The 18928-nt window shown below is 66.5% G+C and carries 19 protein-coding genes; 13 read left to right on the forward strand and 6 right to left on the reverse strand.

Annotated features, from left to right (window positions below; genetic code table 11):
• Positions 1-20: 20 nt before the first annotated feature.
• From nuoL to DIR46_RS21625, 10 genes are all read left to right on the forward strand, one after another.
• Complete coding sequence (nuoL, locus tag DIR46_RS21580; RefSeq protein WP_109347076.1) at positions 21-2132, forward strand: NADH-quinone oxidoreductase subunit L; 2112 nt, start codon at positions 21-23, stop codon at positions 2130-2132.
• 22 nt (positions 2133-2154) lie between these two features.
• Positions 2155-3657, forward strand: coding sequence for an NADH-quinone oxidoreductase subunit M (locus DIR46_RS21585; protein ID WP_109347077.1), 1503 nt, complete (start codon positions 2155-2157; stop codon positions 3655-3657).
• 6 nt (positions 3658-3663) lie between these two features.
• The gene (gene nuoN / locus DIR46_RS21590) at positions 3664-5178 is read left to right on the forward strand and encodes an NADH-quinone oxidoreductase subunit NuoN (protein ID WP_205289019.1); all 1515 of its coding nucleotides are present in this window, start codon (positions 3664-3666) and stop codon (positions 5176-5178) included.
• Between the two features lie 9 nt (positions 5179-5187).
• Complete coding sequence (locus DIR46_RS21595; protein WP_109347079.1) at positions 5188-5526, forward strand: DUF2818 family protein; 339 nt, start codon at positions 5188-5190, stop codon at positions 5524-5526.
• A gap of 169 nt (positions 5527-5695) precedes the next feature.
• The gene (locus DIR46_RS21600) at positions 5696-6253 is read left to right on the forward strand and encodes an NUDIX domain-containing protein (protein ID WP_109348105.1); all 558 of its coding nucleotides are present in this window, start codon (positions 5696-5698) and stop codon (positions 6251-6253) included.
• Positions 6254-6258: 5 nt separating this feature from the next.
• Positions 6259-6972: a hypothetical protein gene (locus DIR46_RS21605; protein WP_109347080.1), complete on the forward strand. Its 714-nt coding sequence runs from the start codon at positions 6259-6261 to the stop codon at positions 6970-6972.
• Complete coding sequence (ispD, locus tag DIR46_RS21610) at positions 6969-7706, forward strand: 2-C-methyl-D-erythritol 4-phosphate cytidylyltransferase (RefSeq protein WP_109347081.1); 738 nt, start codon at positions 6969-6971, stop codon at positions 7704-7706. The genes DIR46_RS21605 and ispD overlap by 4 nt, the downstream gene beginning before the upstream one ends.
• 19 nt (positions 7707-7725) lie before the next feature.
• Positions 7726-8241: a 2-C-methyl-D-erythritol 2,4-cyclodiphosphate synthase gene (ispF, locus tag DIR46_RS21615; protein ID WP_109347082.1), complete on the forward strand. Its 516-nt coding sequence runs from the start codon at positions 7726-7728 to the stop codon at positions 8239-8241.
• Positions 8242-8289: 48 nt separating this feature from the next.
• Positions 8290-9582 (forward strand): MFS transporter, encoded by a 1293-nt coding sequence (locus DIR46_RS21620; protein WP_109347083.1) that lies wholly within the window; start codon positions 8290-8292, stop codon positions 9580-9582.
• A 2-nt stretch (positions 9583-9584) separates the two neighbouring features.
• Positions 9585-9893 (forward strand): hypothetical protein, encoded by a 309-nt coding sequence (locus DIR46_RS21625; protein WP_109347084.1) that lies wholly within the window; start codon positions 9585-9587, stop codon positions 9891-9893.
• A gap of 52 nt (positions 9894-9945) precedes the next feature.
• Here the strand turns inward: DIR46_RS21625 and DIR46_RS21630 are convergent, their stop codons facing one another.
• Positions 9946-10131 carry a hypothetical protein gene (locus tag DIR46_RS21630; protein ID WP_109347085.1) on the reverse strand — a complete coding sequence of 62 codons (186 nt, stop codon included), beginning with the start codon at positions 10129-10131 and terminating at the stop codon, positions 9946-9948.
• 6 nt (positions 10132-10137) lie between these two features.
• Positions 10138-10497 (reverse strand): NADH-quinone oxidoreductase subunit A, encoded by a 360-nt coding sequence (locus tag DIR46_RS21635; protein ID WP_109347086.1) that lies wholly within the window; start codon positions 10495-10497, stop codon positions 10138-10140.
• Between the two features lie 238 nt (positions 10498-10735).
• On the opposite strand from DIR46_RS21635, the gene DIR46_RS21640 reads away from it, so the two are divergent.
• Both DIR46_RS21640 and DIR46_RS21645 read left to right on the forward strand, forming a co-directional pair.
• Entirely contained in the window at positions 10736-11290 is a 555-nt protein-coding gene (locus DIR46_RS21640) for an NADPH-dependent FMN reductase (RefSeq protein WP_109347087.1), read from the forward strand.
• Between the two features lie 39 nt (positions 11291-11329).
• On the forward strand, positions 11330-12241 hold the full coding sequence (locus tag DIR46_RS21645) for an ion transporter (RefSeq protein WP_109347088.1): 912 nt from the start codon (positions 11330-11332) through the stop codon (positions 12239-12241).
• A 50-nt stretch (positions 12242-12291) separates the two neighbouring features.
• On the opposite strand, the gene DIR46_RS21650 is transcribed toward DIR46_RS21645, so the two are convergent.
• From DIR46_RS21650 to DIR46_RS21665, 4 genes are all read right to left on the reverse strand, one after another.
• Complete coding sequence (locus DIR46_RS21650) at positions 12292-13092, reverse strand: hypothetical protein (protein WP_109347089.1); 801 nt, start codon at positions 13090-13092, stop codon at positions 12292-12294.
• Positions 13093-13267: 175 nt separating this feature from the next.
• The gene (locus DIR46_RS21655; RefSeq protein ID WP_109347090.1) at positions 13268-14494 is read right to left on the reverse strand and encodes an acyltransferase family protein; all 1227 of its coding nucleotides are present in this window, start codon (positions 14492-14494) and stop codon (positions 13268-13270) included.
• 79 nt (positions 14495-14573) lie between these two features.
• Complete coding sequence (locus DIR46_RS21660; RefSeq protein ID WP_109347091.1) at positions 14574-15299, reverse strand: LytR/AlgR family response regulator transcription factor; 726 nt, start codon at positions 15297-15299, stop codon at positions 14574-14576.
• Entirely contained in the window at positions 15287-16357 is a 1071-nt protein-coding gene (locus DIR46_RS21665; protein WP_229446350.1) for a sensor histidine kinase, read from the reverse strand. The genes DIR46_RS21660 and DIR46_RS21665 overlap by 13 nt, the downstream gene beginning before the upstream one ends.
• 131 nt (positions 16358-16488) lie before the next feature.
• On the opposite strand from DIR46_RS21665, the gene DIR46_RS21670 reads away from it, so the two are divergent.
• On the forward strand, positions 16489-18915 hold the full coding sequence (locus tag DIR46_RS21670; RefSeq protein ID WP_109347093.1) for a hybrid sensor histidine kinase/response regulator: 2427 nt from the start codon (positions 16489-16491) through the stop codon (positions 18913-18915).
• Positions 18916-18928: the final 13 nt, after the last annotated feature.

The raw sequence follows: 18928 nt of genomic DNA on the forward strand, positions 1-18928 counted from the left end.
CATAACGAATAAGGTTCAACATGGCGGGGCAAATTTCAACCTCACTCTTACTGGCGGTGCCTCTGGCGCCGCTGGCAGGCTCGGCGATCGCCGGCCTGCTGGGCACCAAGTTCCTGGGCAATGTGGTCGGTCGCAAGGTATCGCATACGGCGACCATCCTCGGCGTGCTGATCGCGCTGATCATCTCGGTGCAAACCCTGATGGCCACGCTCGACGGCTTCAAGCTCAATGAAGACATCTACACCTGGATGACGGTCGGCACGCTGAAACTGGCGGTCGGCTTCCAGATCGATACCCTGACCGCGATGATGATGTGCGTCGTGACCTCGGTGTCGCTGATGGTCCACATCTACACGATCGGCTATATGGCGGAAGACGACGGCTACAACCGCTTCTTCTCGTACATCTCGCTGTTCACCTTCGCGATGCTGATGCTGGTCATGTCCAACAACTTCCTGCAGCTGTTCTTCGGCTGGGAAGCGGTGGGCCTGGTCTCGTATCTGCTGATCGGCTTCTGGTACACCCGTCCGACCGCGATCTTCGCCAACATGAAGGCCTTCCTGGTCAACCGTGTCGGCGACTTCGGCTTCATCCTCGGCATCGGCCTGCTGCTGGCCGCGTCGGGTTCGATGAACTACGTCGAAGTGTTCGCGCAAGCCGACCAGCTGTCGACCATGGTCGTGCCGGGCACCGACTGGCCGCTGCTGACCGCCGCCTGCATCTGCCTGTTCATCGGCGCAATGGGCAAGTCGGCGCAGTTCCCGCTGCACGTCTGGCTGCCGGACTCGATGGAAGGCCCGACCCCGATCTCGGCACTGATCCACGCCGCGACGATGGTTACCGCCGGCATCTTCATGGTGTCGCGCATGTCGCCGCTGTTCGAGCTGTCGGATGGCGCACTGAGCTTCATCATCGTCATCGGTTCGATCACCGCGCTGTTCATGGGCTTCCTGGGCATCATCCAGAACGACATCAAGCGCGTCGTCGCGTACTCGACCCTGTCGCAGCTGGGTTACATGACCGTGGCGCTGGGCGTGTCGGCCTACTCGGTCGCCGCCTTCCACCTGATGACCCACGCCTTCTTCAAGGCGCTGCTGTTCCTTGGCGCCGGCTCGGTCATCATCGGCATGCACCACGACCAGGACATGCGCAATATGGGCGGCCTGCGCAAATACATGCCGATCACCTGGATCACCTCGCTGATCGGCTCGCTGGCCCTGATCGGTACCCCATTGTTCTCGGGCTTCTACTCGAAGGATTCGATCATCGAGGCAGTGCACGCAAGTAACCTGCCGGGTTCGGGCTTCGCCAACTTCGCGGTGCTGGCCGGCGTGTTCGTCACGGCGTTCTACTCGTTCCGTATGTATTTCCTGGTGTTCCATGGCGAAGAGCGGTTTGGTAAAGCCCATGCGCATGATCATCATGACGATCATGCGCATCACAAGGCGGCCGGGCATGACCACGCCGATCCGCACGCGCTGCACGATTCGGGCGCGCACCATGAAGAAGACGCGCACGACGACCACCACCACGGCCTGGCCCCGGGCCAGAAGCCGCACGAGTCGCCATGGGTCGTGACCCTGCCGCTGATCCTGCTGGCCATCCCGTCGGTCATCGTCGGCTACCTGGCGATCGGTCCTATGTTGCACGGTGATTTCTTCGATGGCGTGATCACCGTCAATCCTGCTCACCCTGCGATGGCTGAACTGGGCGAGATGTTCCATGGCGCCGGCGCGATGGCCCTGCACGGCCTGCAGACCGCACCGTTCTGGCTGGCACTGGCAGGCGTCGTTGCCGCCTACTACTGCTATATGGTCAATCCGCGCGTGCCGGCCTGGTTCTACGCCAAGCTCAAGCCGCTGCACACCCTGCTGGACAACAAGTACTACATGGATGCGTTCAACCAGAAGTTCTTCGCTGGCGGCGCACTCGGCGTGGGCAAGGGCCTGTGGAATGTCGGCGACCGCGGCCTGATCGACGGCCTGGTCGTCAATGGCAGCGCCAAAGTGGTGGCCTGGTTCTCGACCATCACCAAGCGCGCGCAGACCGGTTACATCTATCACTATGCGTTCGTGATGATCGTCGGCGTACTGGCAGCGATGCTGTACTTCTTCCCGTTCTGGCGCGGTTAATCACAGGCAGAGATAAAGAAAAATGATGCAGTCAACAATTTCTACGTTTCCACCGTACCTGAGCCTGGCGATCTGGCTCCCGATCCTGTTCGGCGTGCTGGTCCTGGCCATCGGCCGCGACAAGAACGCCGGGATGGTGCGCATGATGTCGCTGGTCGGCGCCGTCGTCAGCCTGCTGCCGACGATCCCGCTGATCGCCAACTTCGACAACGCCGCCCACGGCATGCAGTTCTATGAACAGGCGGCCTGGATCGAGCGCTTCAACGTCTTCTACCGCCTCGGCGTGGACGGCCTGTCGCTGTGGTTCGTGCCGCTGACCGCCTTCATCACCATCATCGTGGTGCTGGCGGCGTGGCAGGTGATCGAAGAGCGCGTGGCCCAGTACATGGGCTCGTTCCTGATCCTGTCGGGCCTGATGATCGGCGTGTTCTGCGCGCTGGACGGCCTGCTGTTCTACTTCTTCTTCGAAGCCACCCTGATCCCGATGTACATCATCATCGGCGTGTTCGGCGGCCCGAACCGGGTGTATGCGGCATTCAAGTTCTTCCTGTACACCTTCTTCGGTTCGCTGCTGACCCTGGTCGCGATCGTCTACCTGTACACCCAGTCGCAAACGTTCGACATCCTGGCCTGGCATCAATTGCCGCTGACGATGAAAGAACAGGTTCTGATCTTCATCGCCTTCTTCATGGCCTTCGCCGTGAAAGTGCCGATGTGGCCGGTGCACACCTGGCTGCCGGATGCCCACGTCGAAGCGCCGACCGGCGGTTCGGTCGTGCTGGCCGCGATCATGCTGAAGCTGGGCGCCTATGGTTTCCTGCGCTTCTCGCTGCCGATCACCCCGGATGCCAGCCAGTACCTGGCCCCGGTCGTCATCGCCTTGTCCCTGGTGGCCGTGATCTACATCGGCCTGGTGGCCCTGGTGCAGAAAGACATGAAGAAACTGGTCGCCTATTCGTCGATCGCACACATGGGCTTCGTGACCCTGGGCTTCTTCATGTTCAACGACCTGGGCGTGCAGGGCGGCCTGATGCAGGCGATCTCGCACGGCTTCGTGTCGGGCGCGATGTTCCTGTGCATCGGCGTGCTGTACGACCGTGTGCACTCGCGTGAAATCGCCGACTACGGTGGAGTGGTGAACACGATGCCGAAGTTCGCCGCCTTCGTCGTGCTGTTCTCGATGGCCAATGCCGGCCTGCCGGCGACCTCGGGCTTCATCGGCGAGTTCATGGTGATCCTGGGCGCGGTCGAGTTCAACTTCTGGACCGGTGTCGCATCGGGTACCGCCCTGATCCTGGGCGCGGCCTACTCGCTGTGGATGGTCAAGCGCGTCATCTTCGGGCCAGTGGCCAACAAGAAAGTCGCCGCGTTGACCGACCTGAACGGCCGTGAGTTCGCCATCCTGTCGGTGCTGGCAATCGCCACCCTGGCGATGGGCCTGTACCCGGCGCCGATCGCCGAGACGCTGCAAGTCTCGGTCACCGACCTGCTTCAGCACGTCGCAGTCAGCAAAGTGCCTCAATAAAACGCCATGAATGAAATGAACTCGACCCTGTTATCGGCTGCCGACACCAATCTGGCGCCGGTCTATGCCGAAATCTTCCTGCTGATCGCGACGTCGGCGATCCTGCTGATCGACCTGTTCCTGAAAGAGGGCAAGCGCAACCTGACCTACGGCCTGTCGCTGCTGGCGATCGGCGGCTGCGCGATCTTCTCCTTCATGGACTTCAACGCCGGCACGACCGTGTACACCTTCAGTGGCATGTACGTGGCCGATCCGATGTCGAACCTGCTCAAGATGTTCACCTACCTGGCCACGGCCATGACCATCGTCTACTCGCGCCAGTACGCCGGCGAGCGCGGCATGATGTCGGGCAACCTGGGCGGTGAGTTCTACACGCTCGCGCTGTTCTCGATGCTGGGCCAGATGATCATGATCTCGGGTAACAGCATGCTGTCGATCTACCTGGGCCTGGAACTGATGTCGCTGTCGCTGTATGCGCTGGTTGCACTGCGCCGCGACCATGCGATCTCGACCGAAGCCGCGATGAAGTACTTCATCCTGGGCGCCCTGGCATCGGGCTTCCTGCTGTACGGCATCTCGATGATCTACGGCGCGACCGGCTCGCTCGACATCACCACCATCGCCCAGGTCACCGCCGCCGAAGGCGCGAACCGCACCATCCTGGTGTTCGGCCTGGTGTTCGTGGTGGCCGGCCTGGCCTTCAAGCTGGGCGTGGTGCCGTTCCACATGTGGGTGCCGGACGTCGTGCAGGGTTCGCCGACCGCCGTGACCCTGCTGCTGGGCGGCGCGCCGAAGATCGCCACCTTCGCCATCGTGATCCGCCTGCTGGCCGAAGCGCTGCCTTCGATGGCCTTCGACTGGCAGCAGATGCTGCTGGTGGTCGCCGTGCTGTCGCTGGCCTTCGGTAACGTCACCGCGATCGCGCAGACCAATATCAAGCGCATGCTGGCTTACTCGACCATCGCGCAGATGGGCTTCGTGGTGCTGGCCCTGGTGGTCGGCAACGTCGATGGCGACACCACCAATGCCGCAGCCGCCTACAGCGCCGCGATGTACTACACCATCATCTACGTGCTGACCACGGTGGGCACCTTCGGCCTGATCATGATGCTGGCGCGCGCCGGCCATGAGGCGGAGCTGATCAGCGACTTCAAGGGTCTCGGCAAGCGCAGCCCATGGTTCGCGATCGTCGCCACGATCCTGATGTTCTCGCTGGCCGGCGTGCCGCCGATGGTGGGCTTCATCGCCAAGTACGCCGTGATCCAGGCCGTCGCCGACGCCGGCATGGTGTGGCTGGCCGTCGTGGCCGTGATGTTCTCGCTGATCGGCGCGTTCTACTACCTGCGCATCGTCAAGACCATCTGGTTCGACGAGGCGCTGGACACGAACGCGATCGCGACGCCGTTTGATGCGCGCGTCATCATGTCGCTCAACGGCGTCGCCATCGTCGTGCTGGGCATCGTCCCCGGCGGCCTGCTGGCGATCTGCTACAGCGCCATGCAGGCGACCCTGGCGAACTGAGGCTGACAAATGGACAGCTCGCTGGCCGCACTGCTGGTGATTGCCCTCGCGCTGGCGGGGGCCAACCTGCCGTTCGTGAACGAGCGCCTGTTCGGCTTCGTGCCGGTCCCGGCCGGCAACGGTAAGGCCACGGACGGGGAGCCGCGCAACAAGGCTTTCGCGCTGCGCCTGCTCGAGCTGGTGGTCTTGTACTTCGTCGTCGGGCTGGTCGCCAGGCTGCTCGAATCGCGCATCGGCTCGGTGTTCGTGCAGACCTGGGAGTTCTATGCCATTACCGGCTGCATGTTCCTGGTACTGGCGTTTCCCGGCTTCGTGATGCGGTATATGCGCAAGCGGCGCCAAGTCTAACCAGTACAGTCAACCGTCGTTCCCGCGCAGGCGGGAACCTGAGTTTGCCAGCGTATCGGTAACGCACGCAGACCTGGGTTCCCGCCTCCGCGGGAAGTCTTTTTTTGCGGTGCAAGAAAAGACGTATTTCTGGCTTATGATATTTCTACCTGCGTAAAGAATGGAGCCCATAGTGTCGGAACTCAAAGAAACCCGCATCGACGGCGGCGTCGTCTACGACGGCCATTTCCTGAAAGTCGAGAAAGACCGCATTCGCCTGCCGGACGGCTCGGAGAGCCAGCGCGAGTTCTTCCGTCATCCCGGCGCCGTCGTGATCCTGCCGCTGCTGCCCGACGGCCGCGTGCTGCTCGAGCGCCAGTTCCGTTATCCGAACTCACAGGTCTTCATCGAATTCCCGGCCGGGAAGATCGACCCGGGCGAAGACCATCTCGCATGCGCCAGGCGCGAGCTCAGGGAGGAAACCGGCTACACGGCGGGACGCTGGCGCTTCGTCTGCACCATCCACAATGCGATCGCCTATTCGGACGAGCACCTCGAGATCTTCCTGGCCGAAGACCTGACCGCGGGCGAACAGCAGCTCGACGCCGGCGAGTTCCTGGAAATCTTCAGCGTCACCGTGCCCGAGCTGCTCGAGATGGTGCGCAAGGGCGAGATCACCGACGTCAAGACCATCATCGGCGCCTTCTGGCTCGAGAAGATCCTGGCCGGCGACTGGACGCCTGCCTGACCATCATGCGGCCGCGCCGGAGCCTGGCCGCGCTGTCGGCCGCGTTGGCGGTTCTATCCGTCGCCCCGGCCCCGGCCCAGGCCCGTACCCCGTTCCAGGCGCAATGCGAGGACACCATCGGCGAGACGATCTCGGTGCTGTCCAGCCGCAGCGAAGGCTACCGCATCGACACCACGCGCTCCTACTTCGACCTGACGCGCCTGAAGGGCAGCGTGCGCCGCGGTTCCTGGGTGCTGGGCCTGACGCATACCGAGGCGCGGGTGAGCATCAAGGTCGGCGGGCGCATGTTGACGGACCGGGCCAGCGGCTACGAATGCGTGGCGCCGCGCATCGACGTCAACCTGTATTACGCGCCGATCGTGATCTACGTCAGCCGCGAATTCCCGCCGGGATCGTGTTCCTACCGGGAAGTGCTGGCCCACGAGATGCGTCATTTGCAGGCCTACCAGGATTTTTTGCCGAAGGCCGAAGCCATCGTCCGCGCCCGGCTGGCGGCGCGCTTCGCCGGCAAGCCGCTGTATGCGCCGATCGGACAAGCGCGATCCCTGCTCCAGCGCGAAGTCGACCGCAGCTGGATGCCCTACATTAAACGTGAGATGGAAAAAGTCGAAGTATTGCAGGCAGCCATTGATACGCCGCAGGAATACGCACGCCTGGGCAAGGTTTGCGCAGGTGAGGTACAGTCTTTGCTTAGACAGGCACCACGAAGCAGTTCATGACGACCGAACAAGCAAACGACACGAACACGGCAGTGCAGCAGCACGTCGCCCTCATTCCGGCGGCCGGCGTCGGCGCCCGCATGGCGGCCGGCAGCCCCAAGCAATACCTGGCCATCGGCGCCAAGCCCATGCTGCGCCACACGGTCGACGCCTTTCTTTCCAGCCCGCTGATCGCCCACACTTATGTGGTGGTGAGCGCGGATGATCCCCTTATCGACGGCGTGCTGCCTGACGCGCAGGAACAGGGCAGCCGCGTCACCGTGCTGCGCTGCGGCGGCGCGACCCGCATGGAGTCGATCCGCAACGGCCTGCATGCGCTGGCCGACGTGCTCAGCGCGCAAGACCGCGTGCTGGTCCACGACGCCGCCCGGCCTGGCCTGAACGCCGCGCTGATCGAACGCCTGATCGTCGAGACCGGCGACCATGCGGCCGGCGGCCTGCTGGCCCTGCCGGTGGTGGACACCGTCAAGCGCAGCGCCGCCGACGCGGTCGCCACCGTCCCGCGCGACGGGCTGTGGCTGGCCCAGACCCCGCAAATGTTCTCCTACGCGCTGCTGTGCCGCGCGCTCGACGCGGCCACCGACCCGGCCGCGATCACCGACGACGCCAGCGCGGTCGAAGCGCTGGGCCTGGCGCCGAGACTGGTCGAAGGCCATCCGCGCAACCTGAAAGTCACGCTGCCATCCGACATCCGCATCGCCGAGATGTACCTGGCGCTCGATTCCACCATTTGACCGACACGAACCACACACCATGGCACTCGCATCCTACAACCCCCATCCTCCGTTTCGCATCGGCACCGGCTACGACAACCACGCGCTGGTCGAAGGCCGCAAGCTGATCGTCGGCGGCGTCACCATTCCGCACCGCCTGGGCCTCCTGGGCCATTCCGACGCCGACGTGCTGCTGCATGCGATCATCGATTCGCTGCTGGGCGCGGCTGCGCTGGGCGACATCGGCAAGCACTTCCCGGACACCGACCCGATGTTCGCCGGCGCCGATTCCCGCACCCTGCTGCGCGAAGTCGCGCACCGCGTGCTGAACTCGGGCTACACCATCGGCAATATCGATGCCACCATCATCGCCCAGCAGCCGAAGATGGCGCCGCACATCCCGCTGATGGTCTCGCGCATCGCGGAAGACCTGGGCGTGTCGCCGCAGCAGGTGAACATCAAGGCCAAGACCAATGAAAAGCTGGGCTACCTGGGCCGCGAAGAGGGCATGGCGGCGCACTCGACGGCGCTCTTGATCCGGGCTGCCACAGAGTAGTATTGACGGGCTTCGGCAAGGGTCGAAAAGGCAATCTATAATTGCCTGATGACCAACGCCAATCCAGCACCGCCGTTCGACCCATCTCCGCGCGCGGCCTGGACCCTGATCCTGGTCGCCAGCGCCATCATGATGATCACGATGGGCGCGCGGCTGACCAGCGGCCTGTTCCTGTCGCCGCTGAACACGGCGACCGGGCTCGGCGTGGCCACCATCAGCTTCGTGATGGCGGTGGCCCAGCTGATGTGGGGCGCGGCCCAGCCGGTCTTCGGCGCCGTCGCCGACAAATACGGGCCGGGCAGGGTGATCGCCCTCGGCGGCCTGATGCTGGCGGCCGGCACCGCGCTCACGCCCTTCATGAGGTCGGAATGGGCGCTGCTGCTGACCATGGGCTTTCTGTCGGCGGCCGGGGCCGGCGCCGGCAGCTTCTCGATCCTGATCGGCGCTACCGCCCAGCGCCTGCCCGCCGAGCGGCGCGCCTTTGCCTCGGGTTTCATCAACGCCGGCGGTTCGTTCGGCCAGTTCGTGTTCGCGCCGCTGATGGGCGCCATCATCGCCGGCGCCGGCTGGATCTGGGCCATGCTCACCATGGCCGCCGCCACCTTGCTGACCATTCCATTGGCCTGGCCGCTGCGCGGCCGGAAAGCCGCTGCCGCTTCCGTCACTACATCTGCCGCCACGCCGACCGCGGCGGCGCCTGCGGCGTCCCAGCCGGCCGCACCGGCCATCTCGCTCGGCCAGCAGCTGCGCCAGGCCATGCGCGACCGCAGTTACATCTGCCTGCACCTGGGCTTTTTCACCTGCGGCTTCCACATCGCCTTCCTGGTGACCCACTTGCCGGGCGAGGTCGCGATGTGCGGCCTGCCGGCCAGCGTCTCGGCCACGGCCCTGGCCCTGATCGGCCTGTTCAACATCGCCGGCAGCCTGGGCGCCGGGATGCTGGCCTCGCGCTACCGCATGAAGTCGCTGCTGTTCTGGATCTATGCCAGCCGCGCCGTGCTGGTCGGGCTGTTCCTGCTGGCGCCCAAGACGGCGTGGACCTTCTACCTGTTCGCCGCCGCGCTCGGCGCCACCTGGCTCGCCACCGTGCCGCCGACGGCCGGCCTGGTCGGCAAGCTGTTCGGCGTGCGCTACCTGGCCACCCTGTTCGGCATGACCCTGCTGTCGCACCAGATCGGCGGCTTCTTCGGCGCCTGGCTGGGCGGCCTGGCCGTGGTGCACACGGGCGACTACAGCTGGATGTGGTATGCCGACATGGCGCTCGCGCTGGCGGCGGCCCTGGTGAACCTGCCGATCCGCGAAGCGGCCGTGGTGCGCGCGCCGAAGCTGGCGGGGGCCTGACGATGGCGCGAGACGCCTGGGCCTACCGCGAGGTGGCGGTCGAATCTGCGCTCGATGCGGCGAGCGGCAAGCCGCGCATCCGGCCGGTGTCGGGGCAGGCCTTTGCGACCGATATGCGGGTGCAGTGTTCGCGCAGCCTGCTCGACACCGAACGGTACCCGATCGGTACGCGCTTTCTGCTGTCGGTGCGGATCACGGACCGCCAGGGCGGCGCGCCGTTTCTCTATGCGTGGCATGGCGACCCGGTGGTCGTCATGACCAGGCCGCAGGTAAGGCGCTTCCTGGAGATGTACCGGCGTTTGCGGTTATGAAGGGGACGAAAAAAAGGCCGCGAAGTTCAACGAGATTCGCGGCCCTGGGTAGTCAGTCGACGCCGGGAGGAGGGACGCCGGCGCCGGTGGCCAGCACGAACAGGCTCAGGGCGATCCCGGTGCCGGCGATGGTCGCCAGCAGCGCCGCGGTGCGCGGCCTGGCGTTCTTGTGCGAGCGCCAGGCCGCATCGAGCAGGCCGATGCCGATCACCAGGTTCACGAACAGCATGGCGTCCATCGCGACTCAATCCCAGTCCAGCGCGCCTTTTTTCCACTCGTAGGCCAGGCCGATCGTGAGCAGGCCGAGGAACACCATCATGGCCCAGAAGCCGGTCGAGCCGATGTCGGTGACGACGACCGCCCAGGGCACCAGGAAGGCCACTTCCAGGTCGAACAGGATGAACAGGATCGCGACCAGGTAGAAGCGCACGTCGAACTGCATGCGCGCGTCGCCGAAGGCCTCGAAACCGCACTCGTACTGCGACAGTTTTTCAGGATCGGGGCGGTGCGGTCCCAGCACGCGGCCCAGCACCTGGGGCGCGACGCCGACCAGGATGCCGATGATGATGAACATGAGTACGGGGAAGTATTCTTCGAGATTCATGGTTCTGCTGCGCGGTGATGCGCGTGGGTGGATAAAGGAATGGTGCGGCCCCGACGGGCAAAGTTGGCTCGATTCTAACCGCATATAACCCTGTTGCCAACCAGGCATTTTGCGTGCAATTACTGTGTTTACGTCGGTATTTACCCGTAAATGACATCGATCCGCCCCGTGCGCGACGCAAACTGGTTATCATCGGGTGTTGGCAAATCGACCTCATCCAAAACCCAGAAGGAGCACCATGGCCTCGAAAAAAATCGCCGTCCTCGTCGGCAGCCTGCGCAAGGATTCATTCACCCGCCGCGTCGCCCACAGTCTGATCGAACTGGCGCCCCCAGGCCTCGAACTGACGATCGTCGAACTGCGCGACCTGTCGCTGTACAACGAGGACGACGAGACCGATCCGCCGCCCGCCGCATTCGCCGCGTTTCGCGACGCCATCCGCCAGGCCGACGGCGTCCTGTTCTGCACCCCGGAATACAATCGCTCGGTGCCGGGCGCGCTGAAGAACGCGATCGACGTCGGCTCGCGCCCCTACGGCAAGGCGGCCTTCGCTGACAAGCCGTGCGCCATCGTCAGCGTCTCTCCGGGCGCGCTGGGCGGCTTCGGCGCCAACCACCACCTGCGCCAGATGCTGCCGTTCCTGAACATGCCGACGATGCCGGCGCCGGAAGCCTATGTCGGCGGTGTCGCCGGCAAGTACGAGGGAGACAAGCTGGTCGACGAATCGTCGCGCGCCTTCTTCCAGAAATTCATGGCCGCCTTCGGCGCCTGGGTGGAGCAGCATGCCAAGTAACGGCTTGCCTTTGGCGGCGCCAGTCGGACCCCGCTACAGATGATCCGCGCGACCGACAGCAAGACCGATAGCAAGTTCGTGCCGCCGCCGCCGCGCGACCTGCCCACGCTGCTGGGCCGTCCGCCGGACGGCTGGCGCGCGCGCATGTTCGACGTCATCTTCGGCAACGATACGCCAGCCGGACGCCGCTTCGACATCGTGCTGGTGATCCTGATCCTGCTCAGCATCCTGGTGGTGATCCTCGACAGCGTGCCGGCCATCTACAGCCGGTATTCCGGCCTGACCTCGGTGCTCGAATGGGGCTTCACCCTGCTGTTCACGGTCGAATACATCGCGCGCCTGGTGTGCGTGCAGCGCCCGGTGCGCTATGCGCGCAGCTTCTACGGGATCATCGACCTGGTGTCGGTGCTGCCGACCTATCTGTCGCTGCTGCTGCCCGGCAGCCAGGTGTTCCTGGACGTGCGCATCCTGCGCCTGCTGCGGGTGTTCCGCATCTTCAAGCTGACCCTGTACATCGAGGAATACACGCGCCTGGGCGAAGCCCTGATCGCCAGCCGGCGCAAGATCATGGTGTTCCTGTCGGTGGTGCTGATGCTGATCCTGATCCTCGGCACCGTGATGTACGTGGTCGAGGGGCCGGATAACGGCTTCACCAGCATCCCGATGTCGATGTACTGGGCCACCGTGACCATCACCACGGTGGGCTATGGCGACATCGTGCCGCACACGCCGGTGGGCAAGGCGATCGCCTCGTTCATGGTGCTGCTGGGCTGGGGGATCCTGGCGGTGCCGACGGGGATCGTGTCGGCCGAGATGACGTCGCAGAAGATGTCGCGCCATGCACCGCGCGGCATCCCGCGCCAATGCGACGCCTGCGGCAGCGGCGACCACGACCCGCGCGCCCGCTTCTGCAAGGATTGCGGCGCGCCGCTGGCGCCGGCGCAAGGTTGACGCTGCGCGCGCACCGCACACCATGATGGTGCGCGGTGCACCGCGATCGGTCAGGCCATGGCGGCGTGCATCGTGTACCGCGACGGTGCATGCACCGGCGCACGCGGCGGCGCCGGGCGCGCCAGCGTCACCGGCGGCGGCACGGCGGCGTCGCGCTCGAGCCAGTAGTTGAACTGGCCGAAGCTGGGCAGCGCGCCGGCGTCGACGTCCTGGAAGAAATCCTCGATCATCTGGCGATAGGCGGCGCGGCGCGAGAAGCCGTCGTTGCTGGCGGCATAGCGCGCGGCGGCGGCGCGGAAGATCGCGCGCATCCGCTCGTCGGCATTGGTGCCAGTGCCGGCGCCCTTGCGCGGCCGGCCGCGCTTGATGCCGGCGGTGACCGCGCGGGTGCGGCCCGGCGCGCCCGAATTGCCGTAGTCGGGCAGCAGGGCGTCGGGCGTCTGGCCGCGCTCCCAGTAACGGCGCAGGTAGCGCAGGATGCTCGACTTCGACATGCCGTGGGCGGTCGCGTAGCCGGCCATCAGCGTGGCGCGCTGGCGCGGATCGACCAGGGCCTTGCGGTCGGCGTGCAGGGCGCGCACGGCCGACCAGGCCTTGGCCTGCAGGTTCAGGTAGCCCTGCGGCACCGGTTCGCGCGGCGGCGCCGCGGCGAACGGGTCGACCAGCAGGCGGCGTGCACGGCCGGAAGCCAGCGCGTCTTCCAGCGCCGCTACCGGCGTCGGCTCGGGCATGGCGGCATGGCTGCCCAGTTGATAGGTCCAGGCCAGCGCCTGCGGCTGCTCGATCCAAAGCACGCGGACCGTGCGGCCCGGCATTCCCGCGAATTCGACTACATCGTTCTGTCCAATCATCTCTACCTCCCACAAAGCCCTTGGAATCCAGGGTGCTTTCTGACATGCAAGGATCGGGCCAGCCCGCGTGCACTGGGAGACTGCACGTCTGGTGCACCTCAACTGTGCAGGAGTGGGAGCGTGTGAGTCGCGTTGGTCGTGCCAGGGCGCGCACGTATTCGATGCATATCCGATCTCATCGACGGAGAGGCGTGCATGTATCCGTTTTTGCAATCCGTGATGCCGGCCGTGCGCGCCCCCACGGCGCCAGGCCGAACAACGGCCGCGCCCAGGGCAGGCGGCGCACGGCTTCGTACAGCGCGAAGCTGCCGGTGGCGGTGAGCACCATCAGCAGCAGCGCCTCGACGCCTGGCGCGAGCTTGAGCGGCTTGAAGGCGTGCGCCATGACGACGATCAGGGTCTGGTGCGCGATATAGACCGGGAATACCGCATCGGTGAGGTAGCGGCGCGCCGGCCCGTCGCGGTCCAGGTGGCGGCGCGCGAAACCGCAGGCCGCGACGATGGCGCTCCAGGCGCACAGCGTGTACACGCAGCGCATGATGGGAACCCCGATCGCCATCATCTGCGCGCTGTGTTCAATGTGGGGCGCGGCATGCCAGGCCACGATCGCGGCCCACCCGGCCAGCGCGATGCCGAGCGCGATCCAGCGCGCGCGCTCCATGCGTTCCCACACGGGACGGCTGCTCGCCACCAGGGCGCCGAGCAGGAATATCGGCAGGTAGGTGGCGTGATTGAACCAGTCGTCGACCAGCGCGTGGGTGCTCGGGAAGCGGTCGGCCAGCAGGATACGCACGATCGCCATGAACAGCGCCGGCAGCACGATCAGCTTCCAGCCGCCCAGGGCGGCCGCGGTGCGCGCGGCGAGGGCCTCGATGCGGGCATTGCCCAGCAGCGCCGCGCACGCGGCGAGCACCAGCGTGTACACCCACAGGTAGGCGACGAACCACAGGTGGTTCCAGGTCGGCAGAACCAGGCAGCCGTCCTGGCAGAAGCCGCCGTAGCCGACGAGGTAGTGGCGCATGAAGGCCATGAAGCCGTCGGCATAGCCGAGCTTTTCGACCACTTCGAGCCAGGGCTGGGGCGGCACGATCACCAGCATGCCGAACAGCAGCGGCAGCAGCAGGCGCAGGCTGCGCCGGCGCACGAAGGTTCCCGGCGCCATCTTGCGCAGCAAGAAATGCGAGGCCGCGCCAGCCACGAAGAACAGCAGGCTCAGGCGCCACGGCGAGGACAGCAGCATGAACGGCTCCGGGCCGGTCCCGGCGTGCGGACTTTTCACGTGCCAGTCCCAGCTCACGTAATACATGCCCACGTGATAGGCGATCAGTACGAAGAAGGCCAGGATACGGACCCAGTCGAGGAAATACAGGCGTTGATTGCTTGCTGAAGTGGTTGGCTGCATGGCGCGCTCTTGTCGTGATGGAGGCGCCAGCATCGCGCGCCTCACGGCAAGAGGCCAGCGCCAGGGGGCGAACCGGGCTTTACGTGGGGCGAGCCGGCTCCAGCCGTTCGATCAGGGCGGGACGATACTGGCGGCTGCACGGCACCCGCGCGCCGCTGCGCAGCACCAGTTCGCAATCGCCCTTGTCGAGCGGCTCGATGCGCGCGACGGCCGACAGGCGCACCGCCGCGCGCCGGTGGCAGCGCACGAAGGCCGGGCCGAGCTGGCCGAGCAGGGCGCCGAGGGGCTGGCGCAGCAGCGGGGCGCCGGCGGAGGTGTGCAGCGCCACGTAGTTGTCGGCCGTCTCGAGCCACTCGATATCGGCCACCTGCACCACGCGGGTCGCCCCGCGCTCGCTCACCAGCAGCTGGCGCGGCGCACCGGCTGGCGGCGGCGCCGCCTGCATCGGCGCCGCCAGGCGCGCGCGCAGCCGTTCGAGCGCCCGGTGCAGGCGGGCCTGGTCGAAGGGCTTGAGCAGGTAGTCCACCGCCTCGCTGTCGAAGGCGCGCAGCGCATAGTCTTCGTGGGCGGTGACGAACACCACCAGCGGCGCCGGCGCCGGCAGCGAGGCGGCCAGGTCGATGCCAGACAGTTCCGGCATCTCGATATCGAGCAGCAGCGCATCCGGCCGTTCGCTTTCCACCATGCGCAGGGCCTCGACGCCGTCGACCGCTTCGCGCACCGACGCGATGCCAGGGGCCAAGGCCAGCATGCGGCGCAGCCGCTCGCGCGCCGGGCGTTCGTCGTCGACGATCAGCAGGTGCATGGCAGCCTCATTTCCGCGCGCACGCCGGCCGGCGCCAATGCGATCAAGGCCAGGCTTGCGTTTGCTCCGTGCAGGGCCGCCAGCCGCGTGCGCAGGTTGGCCACGGTGATGCCGGGCGTGCATGCGTCGTCCAGCACGCCGCCGTCGTCCTCGACCCGCACGACCATCGTGTCGCCGTCGATGACGGCCGCGACCCGGATCGCGGTCGCCTCGCGGCGTCGTACGACCGTGTGCTTGAACACGTTCTCGAGCAGCGGTTGCAGGCTGATGGCGGGCAGCATGACGTCCAGCGCCGCCGGATCGACGTCCCAGGCCAGCGTCACCCGTCCGTCGAAGCGCTCGGCCATCACCGCCGCATAGTCCTGGCATAGGCGCAGCTCGTCGCGCAGGCGCGCCTGCGGCCGCTCGCCCAGGGCCAGGGTGGCGCGCAGCACGTCGGCCAGCCGCACCAGCGTGGCGTCGGCGCGCGCCACGTCGGTATGCATCAGGGAAGAAATCGTATTCAGCGCATTGAACAGGAAGTGCGGCTGCATCTGGTGCGTCAGGCGTTCGAGCTGGGCTTCGCGCAGCAGGGCGCCGGCCTGCTCGGCGCGCACTCTTTCCTTCATCATCTCGCGATAGGACAAGAGGCCGAAGCCGATCGTCGTGAACAGGCCGAAGAACACCGAGATCTTGAGCGCCTCGTAGACGAACACCTCCGACCAGGGGTGGTGCTCGTAGCGGGCGCCGGCCAGCGCATACACGCCGTGGCGGATCGCGAACACGATGGGCGTGAAGCCGAACCAGTACAGCGGCAGCCAGCGCAGTTGCCGGCCGAACCAGCGCCGGGGCGTGGCGACCAGCGCATCGTCGCCGCGGCTGAAGCGGCGCTGGACCAGGAACAGGATGGTCGCCACCACGGCCGACGAGGTCTCCCACAGGATCGGCTGCCAGAACGCGGCGCCGCCGTCGCGCCGGTAATCCTCGAGCGCCACCAGCACCATCAGGCTCCAGAACAGGACCCAGGCGATGCCGGCGACGGCGAGGCTGCGGTTTGCGCGCTGTGACGAAGAAGGCACGATTGGCGTTCCATCTGAGAAAGGCCCGATCATCGTGCATCGGCCCACGATTGTCAAAACGGCGTGCGGTGGCGGATGTGACAATTGGTGACGATTGCCATGCCTCCGAGCTCATCGTGCGACAATAAGCAATGCGTACACTCGGCCCATACAGCGACGATTCCAACAATCCGCAACAGATGCGGGCACTGCTTGCCACCCACGACTGGACGTCCACTTCCCTGGGCGAGCCGGGCGCCTGGCCGGTCGAGCTGCGCGTGGCGCTCGACCTGATGCTCGATGCGCCGCATCCGACCCTGGTGTGCTGGGGCGGGCGCTACCTGATGCTGTACAACGACGCCTATGCGGCGCTGCTCGGCCGGGCCCATCCGGGCGCGCTGGGCAGGCCGCTGAGCGAGGTCATGCCCACCATCTGGCCCGATATCGAGCCGCTGGCCGACGCCGCCATGGAGGGACGGCCCGGCCACGTCGAGGACCTGTGCGTGACGCTGCCGCCGGGCGGCGAGGCGCGCCAGCGCTGGTTCAGCGCGTCCTACGTACCCTTGCGCGGCCTCGATGGCACGGTCGGGGGCTTCGTCCATACCGCGTTCGAGACCACCGGACCGGTGCTCCAGGCGCGCCGCGCCGACCAGGCCCGGCAGGCCAGCGAAGCGCGCCTGTCGGCGGTGTTCGACAGCCTGCCGGTGGGCGTGGCCGTGACCGACATCCATGGCGCGGTCGTGCTGGCCAACGACGCGATGCGGCGTTATCTGCCGACCCAACAGCTGCCGTCGCTGGACGAGCGGCGATCCGGACGCTGGACCTTGCTCGATGCCGAAGGCAGGCCGGTGGCGCGGGCGGACTTTCCCGGTGCGCGGGCGCTGCGCGGTGAACGCGTCGTGCCGGGAGTGGAGGCCTTGTACCGCGAGGACGGCGGCCCCGCGATCTGGGCCCACATCAGCTCGGTGCCGATCGTCGACGCCGACGGCATGATCAACGGGCAGGTCTCGGTGGTCACCGACATCGACCGCGTCAAGCGTACCGAGGCGGCCCTGCGCGAGTCCGAGGAAAAGTACCGCAAGCTGTTCGAGGAAGTCGACGAAGCCTTCTGCATTCTCGAAGTGACCTTCGATGCCAGCGGCGCGCCCGTCGACCTGGTGTTCCTTGAGGTGAACCCGATGTTCGCGATCCAGAGCGGCATTTCCGACGCCAGGGGGCGCTCGGTGCACGAGCTGGCGCCCGGCCTCGAATCGGTCTGGCTGGAGCGCTACGGCGCCGTGGCGCGCACCGGCGAGTCGGTCCTGTTCGAGGAATATTCGCCAAAGCTCGGGCGCTGGTTCGAAGTCAACGCTTCGCGCATCGGCGAACCCGAGGCGCGCCACGTGGCGCTGGTGTTCCGCGACACCAGCGAGCGCAAGCGCATCGAGGAAGACATGCGGCGCCTGGCCCGCGAGGCGTCGGAAGCGAGCCGGCGCAAGAGCGAATTCCTGGCGGTGCTGGCGCACGAGCTGCGCAACCCGATGGCGACCATCCGCACCGGCCTCGAGATCATGCGCCTGCGCGCCGACTGTCCCGACACCATGGCGCGCGTGCGCGAGATGCTCGAGCGCCAGACCCACCAGCTGTCGCACCTGGTCGACGACCTGCTCGACGTCGCCCGCGTCAGCAGCGGCAAGATCGAGATCCGCAAGCAGCTGGCCGACCTCAACCGGGTGATGGCGAGCGCGGTGGAGACCAGCACGGCGGTCATCCAGGGCGCGCGTCATCGGCTCGAGGTCATCCTGTGGCCGGAGCCGCTGTTGCTCGACCTCGATCCGACCCGCATCGCCCAGGTGGTGAGCAATCTGTTGACCAACGCCGCCAAGTACACCCCGCCCGGCGGCGACATCCGCCTGGAAGTGCGCAAGGATGCGGGCCAGGCCACCATCGCGGTGAGCGATACCGGCGTCGGCATCCTGCCCGAGCACCAGGAGGCGATCTTCGAGATGTTCGGCCAGGTCGGCGACCATGGCGGCCTGGCCCAGGGCGGGCTGGGCATCGGCCTGTCGCTGGTGCGCCAGCTGGCGACCCTGCACGGCGGCGCCGTCTCGGTGCACAGCGCCGGCGCCGGCCAGGGCAGCACCTTCACCGTGCGCTTGCCGCTCGGCGCGCAGCCAGGCGCCGGGCAGGGCGAGGGCGGGCAGGCGCCGCGGCAAGAGCTGCGGGCGCTCCCGCGTCGCCGCTTCCGCGTCCTGGTGGTGGACGACAATACCGATGCCGCCGAGAGCCTGTCGCTGCTGCTGCAGATGAACGCCCACGAGATCCGCACCGCGACCAATGGCCGCGACGCGCTGGCGCTGGCGCGCGACTTCACGCCCGACATCGCCTTCCTCGACATCGGCATGCCGGGCATGACCGGCTACGAGCTCGCGGCGCGGCTGCGCGCGCTGCCGGGGCTGGCGCGCACGACCCTCGTCGCCGTCACCGGCTGGGGTTCGGAAGAAGACCAGGCGCGCTCGCGCGAGGCTGGCTTCGACCATCATTTCACCAAGCCGATCGCGGCCGAGACGGTGAGCCGGCTGCTGGGTGCGCTTGGCTAGCGCGGCCGGGGGC

Source organism: Massilia oculi, assembly GCF_003143515.1.
Lineage (GTDB): Bacteria > Pseudomonadota > Gammaproteobacteria > Burkholderiales > Burkholderiaceae_D > Telluria > Telluria oculi.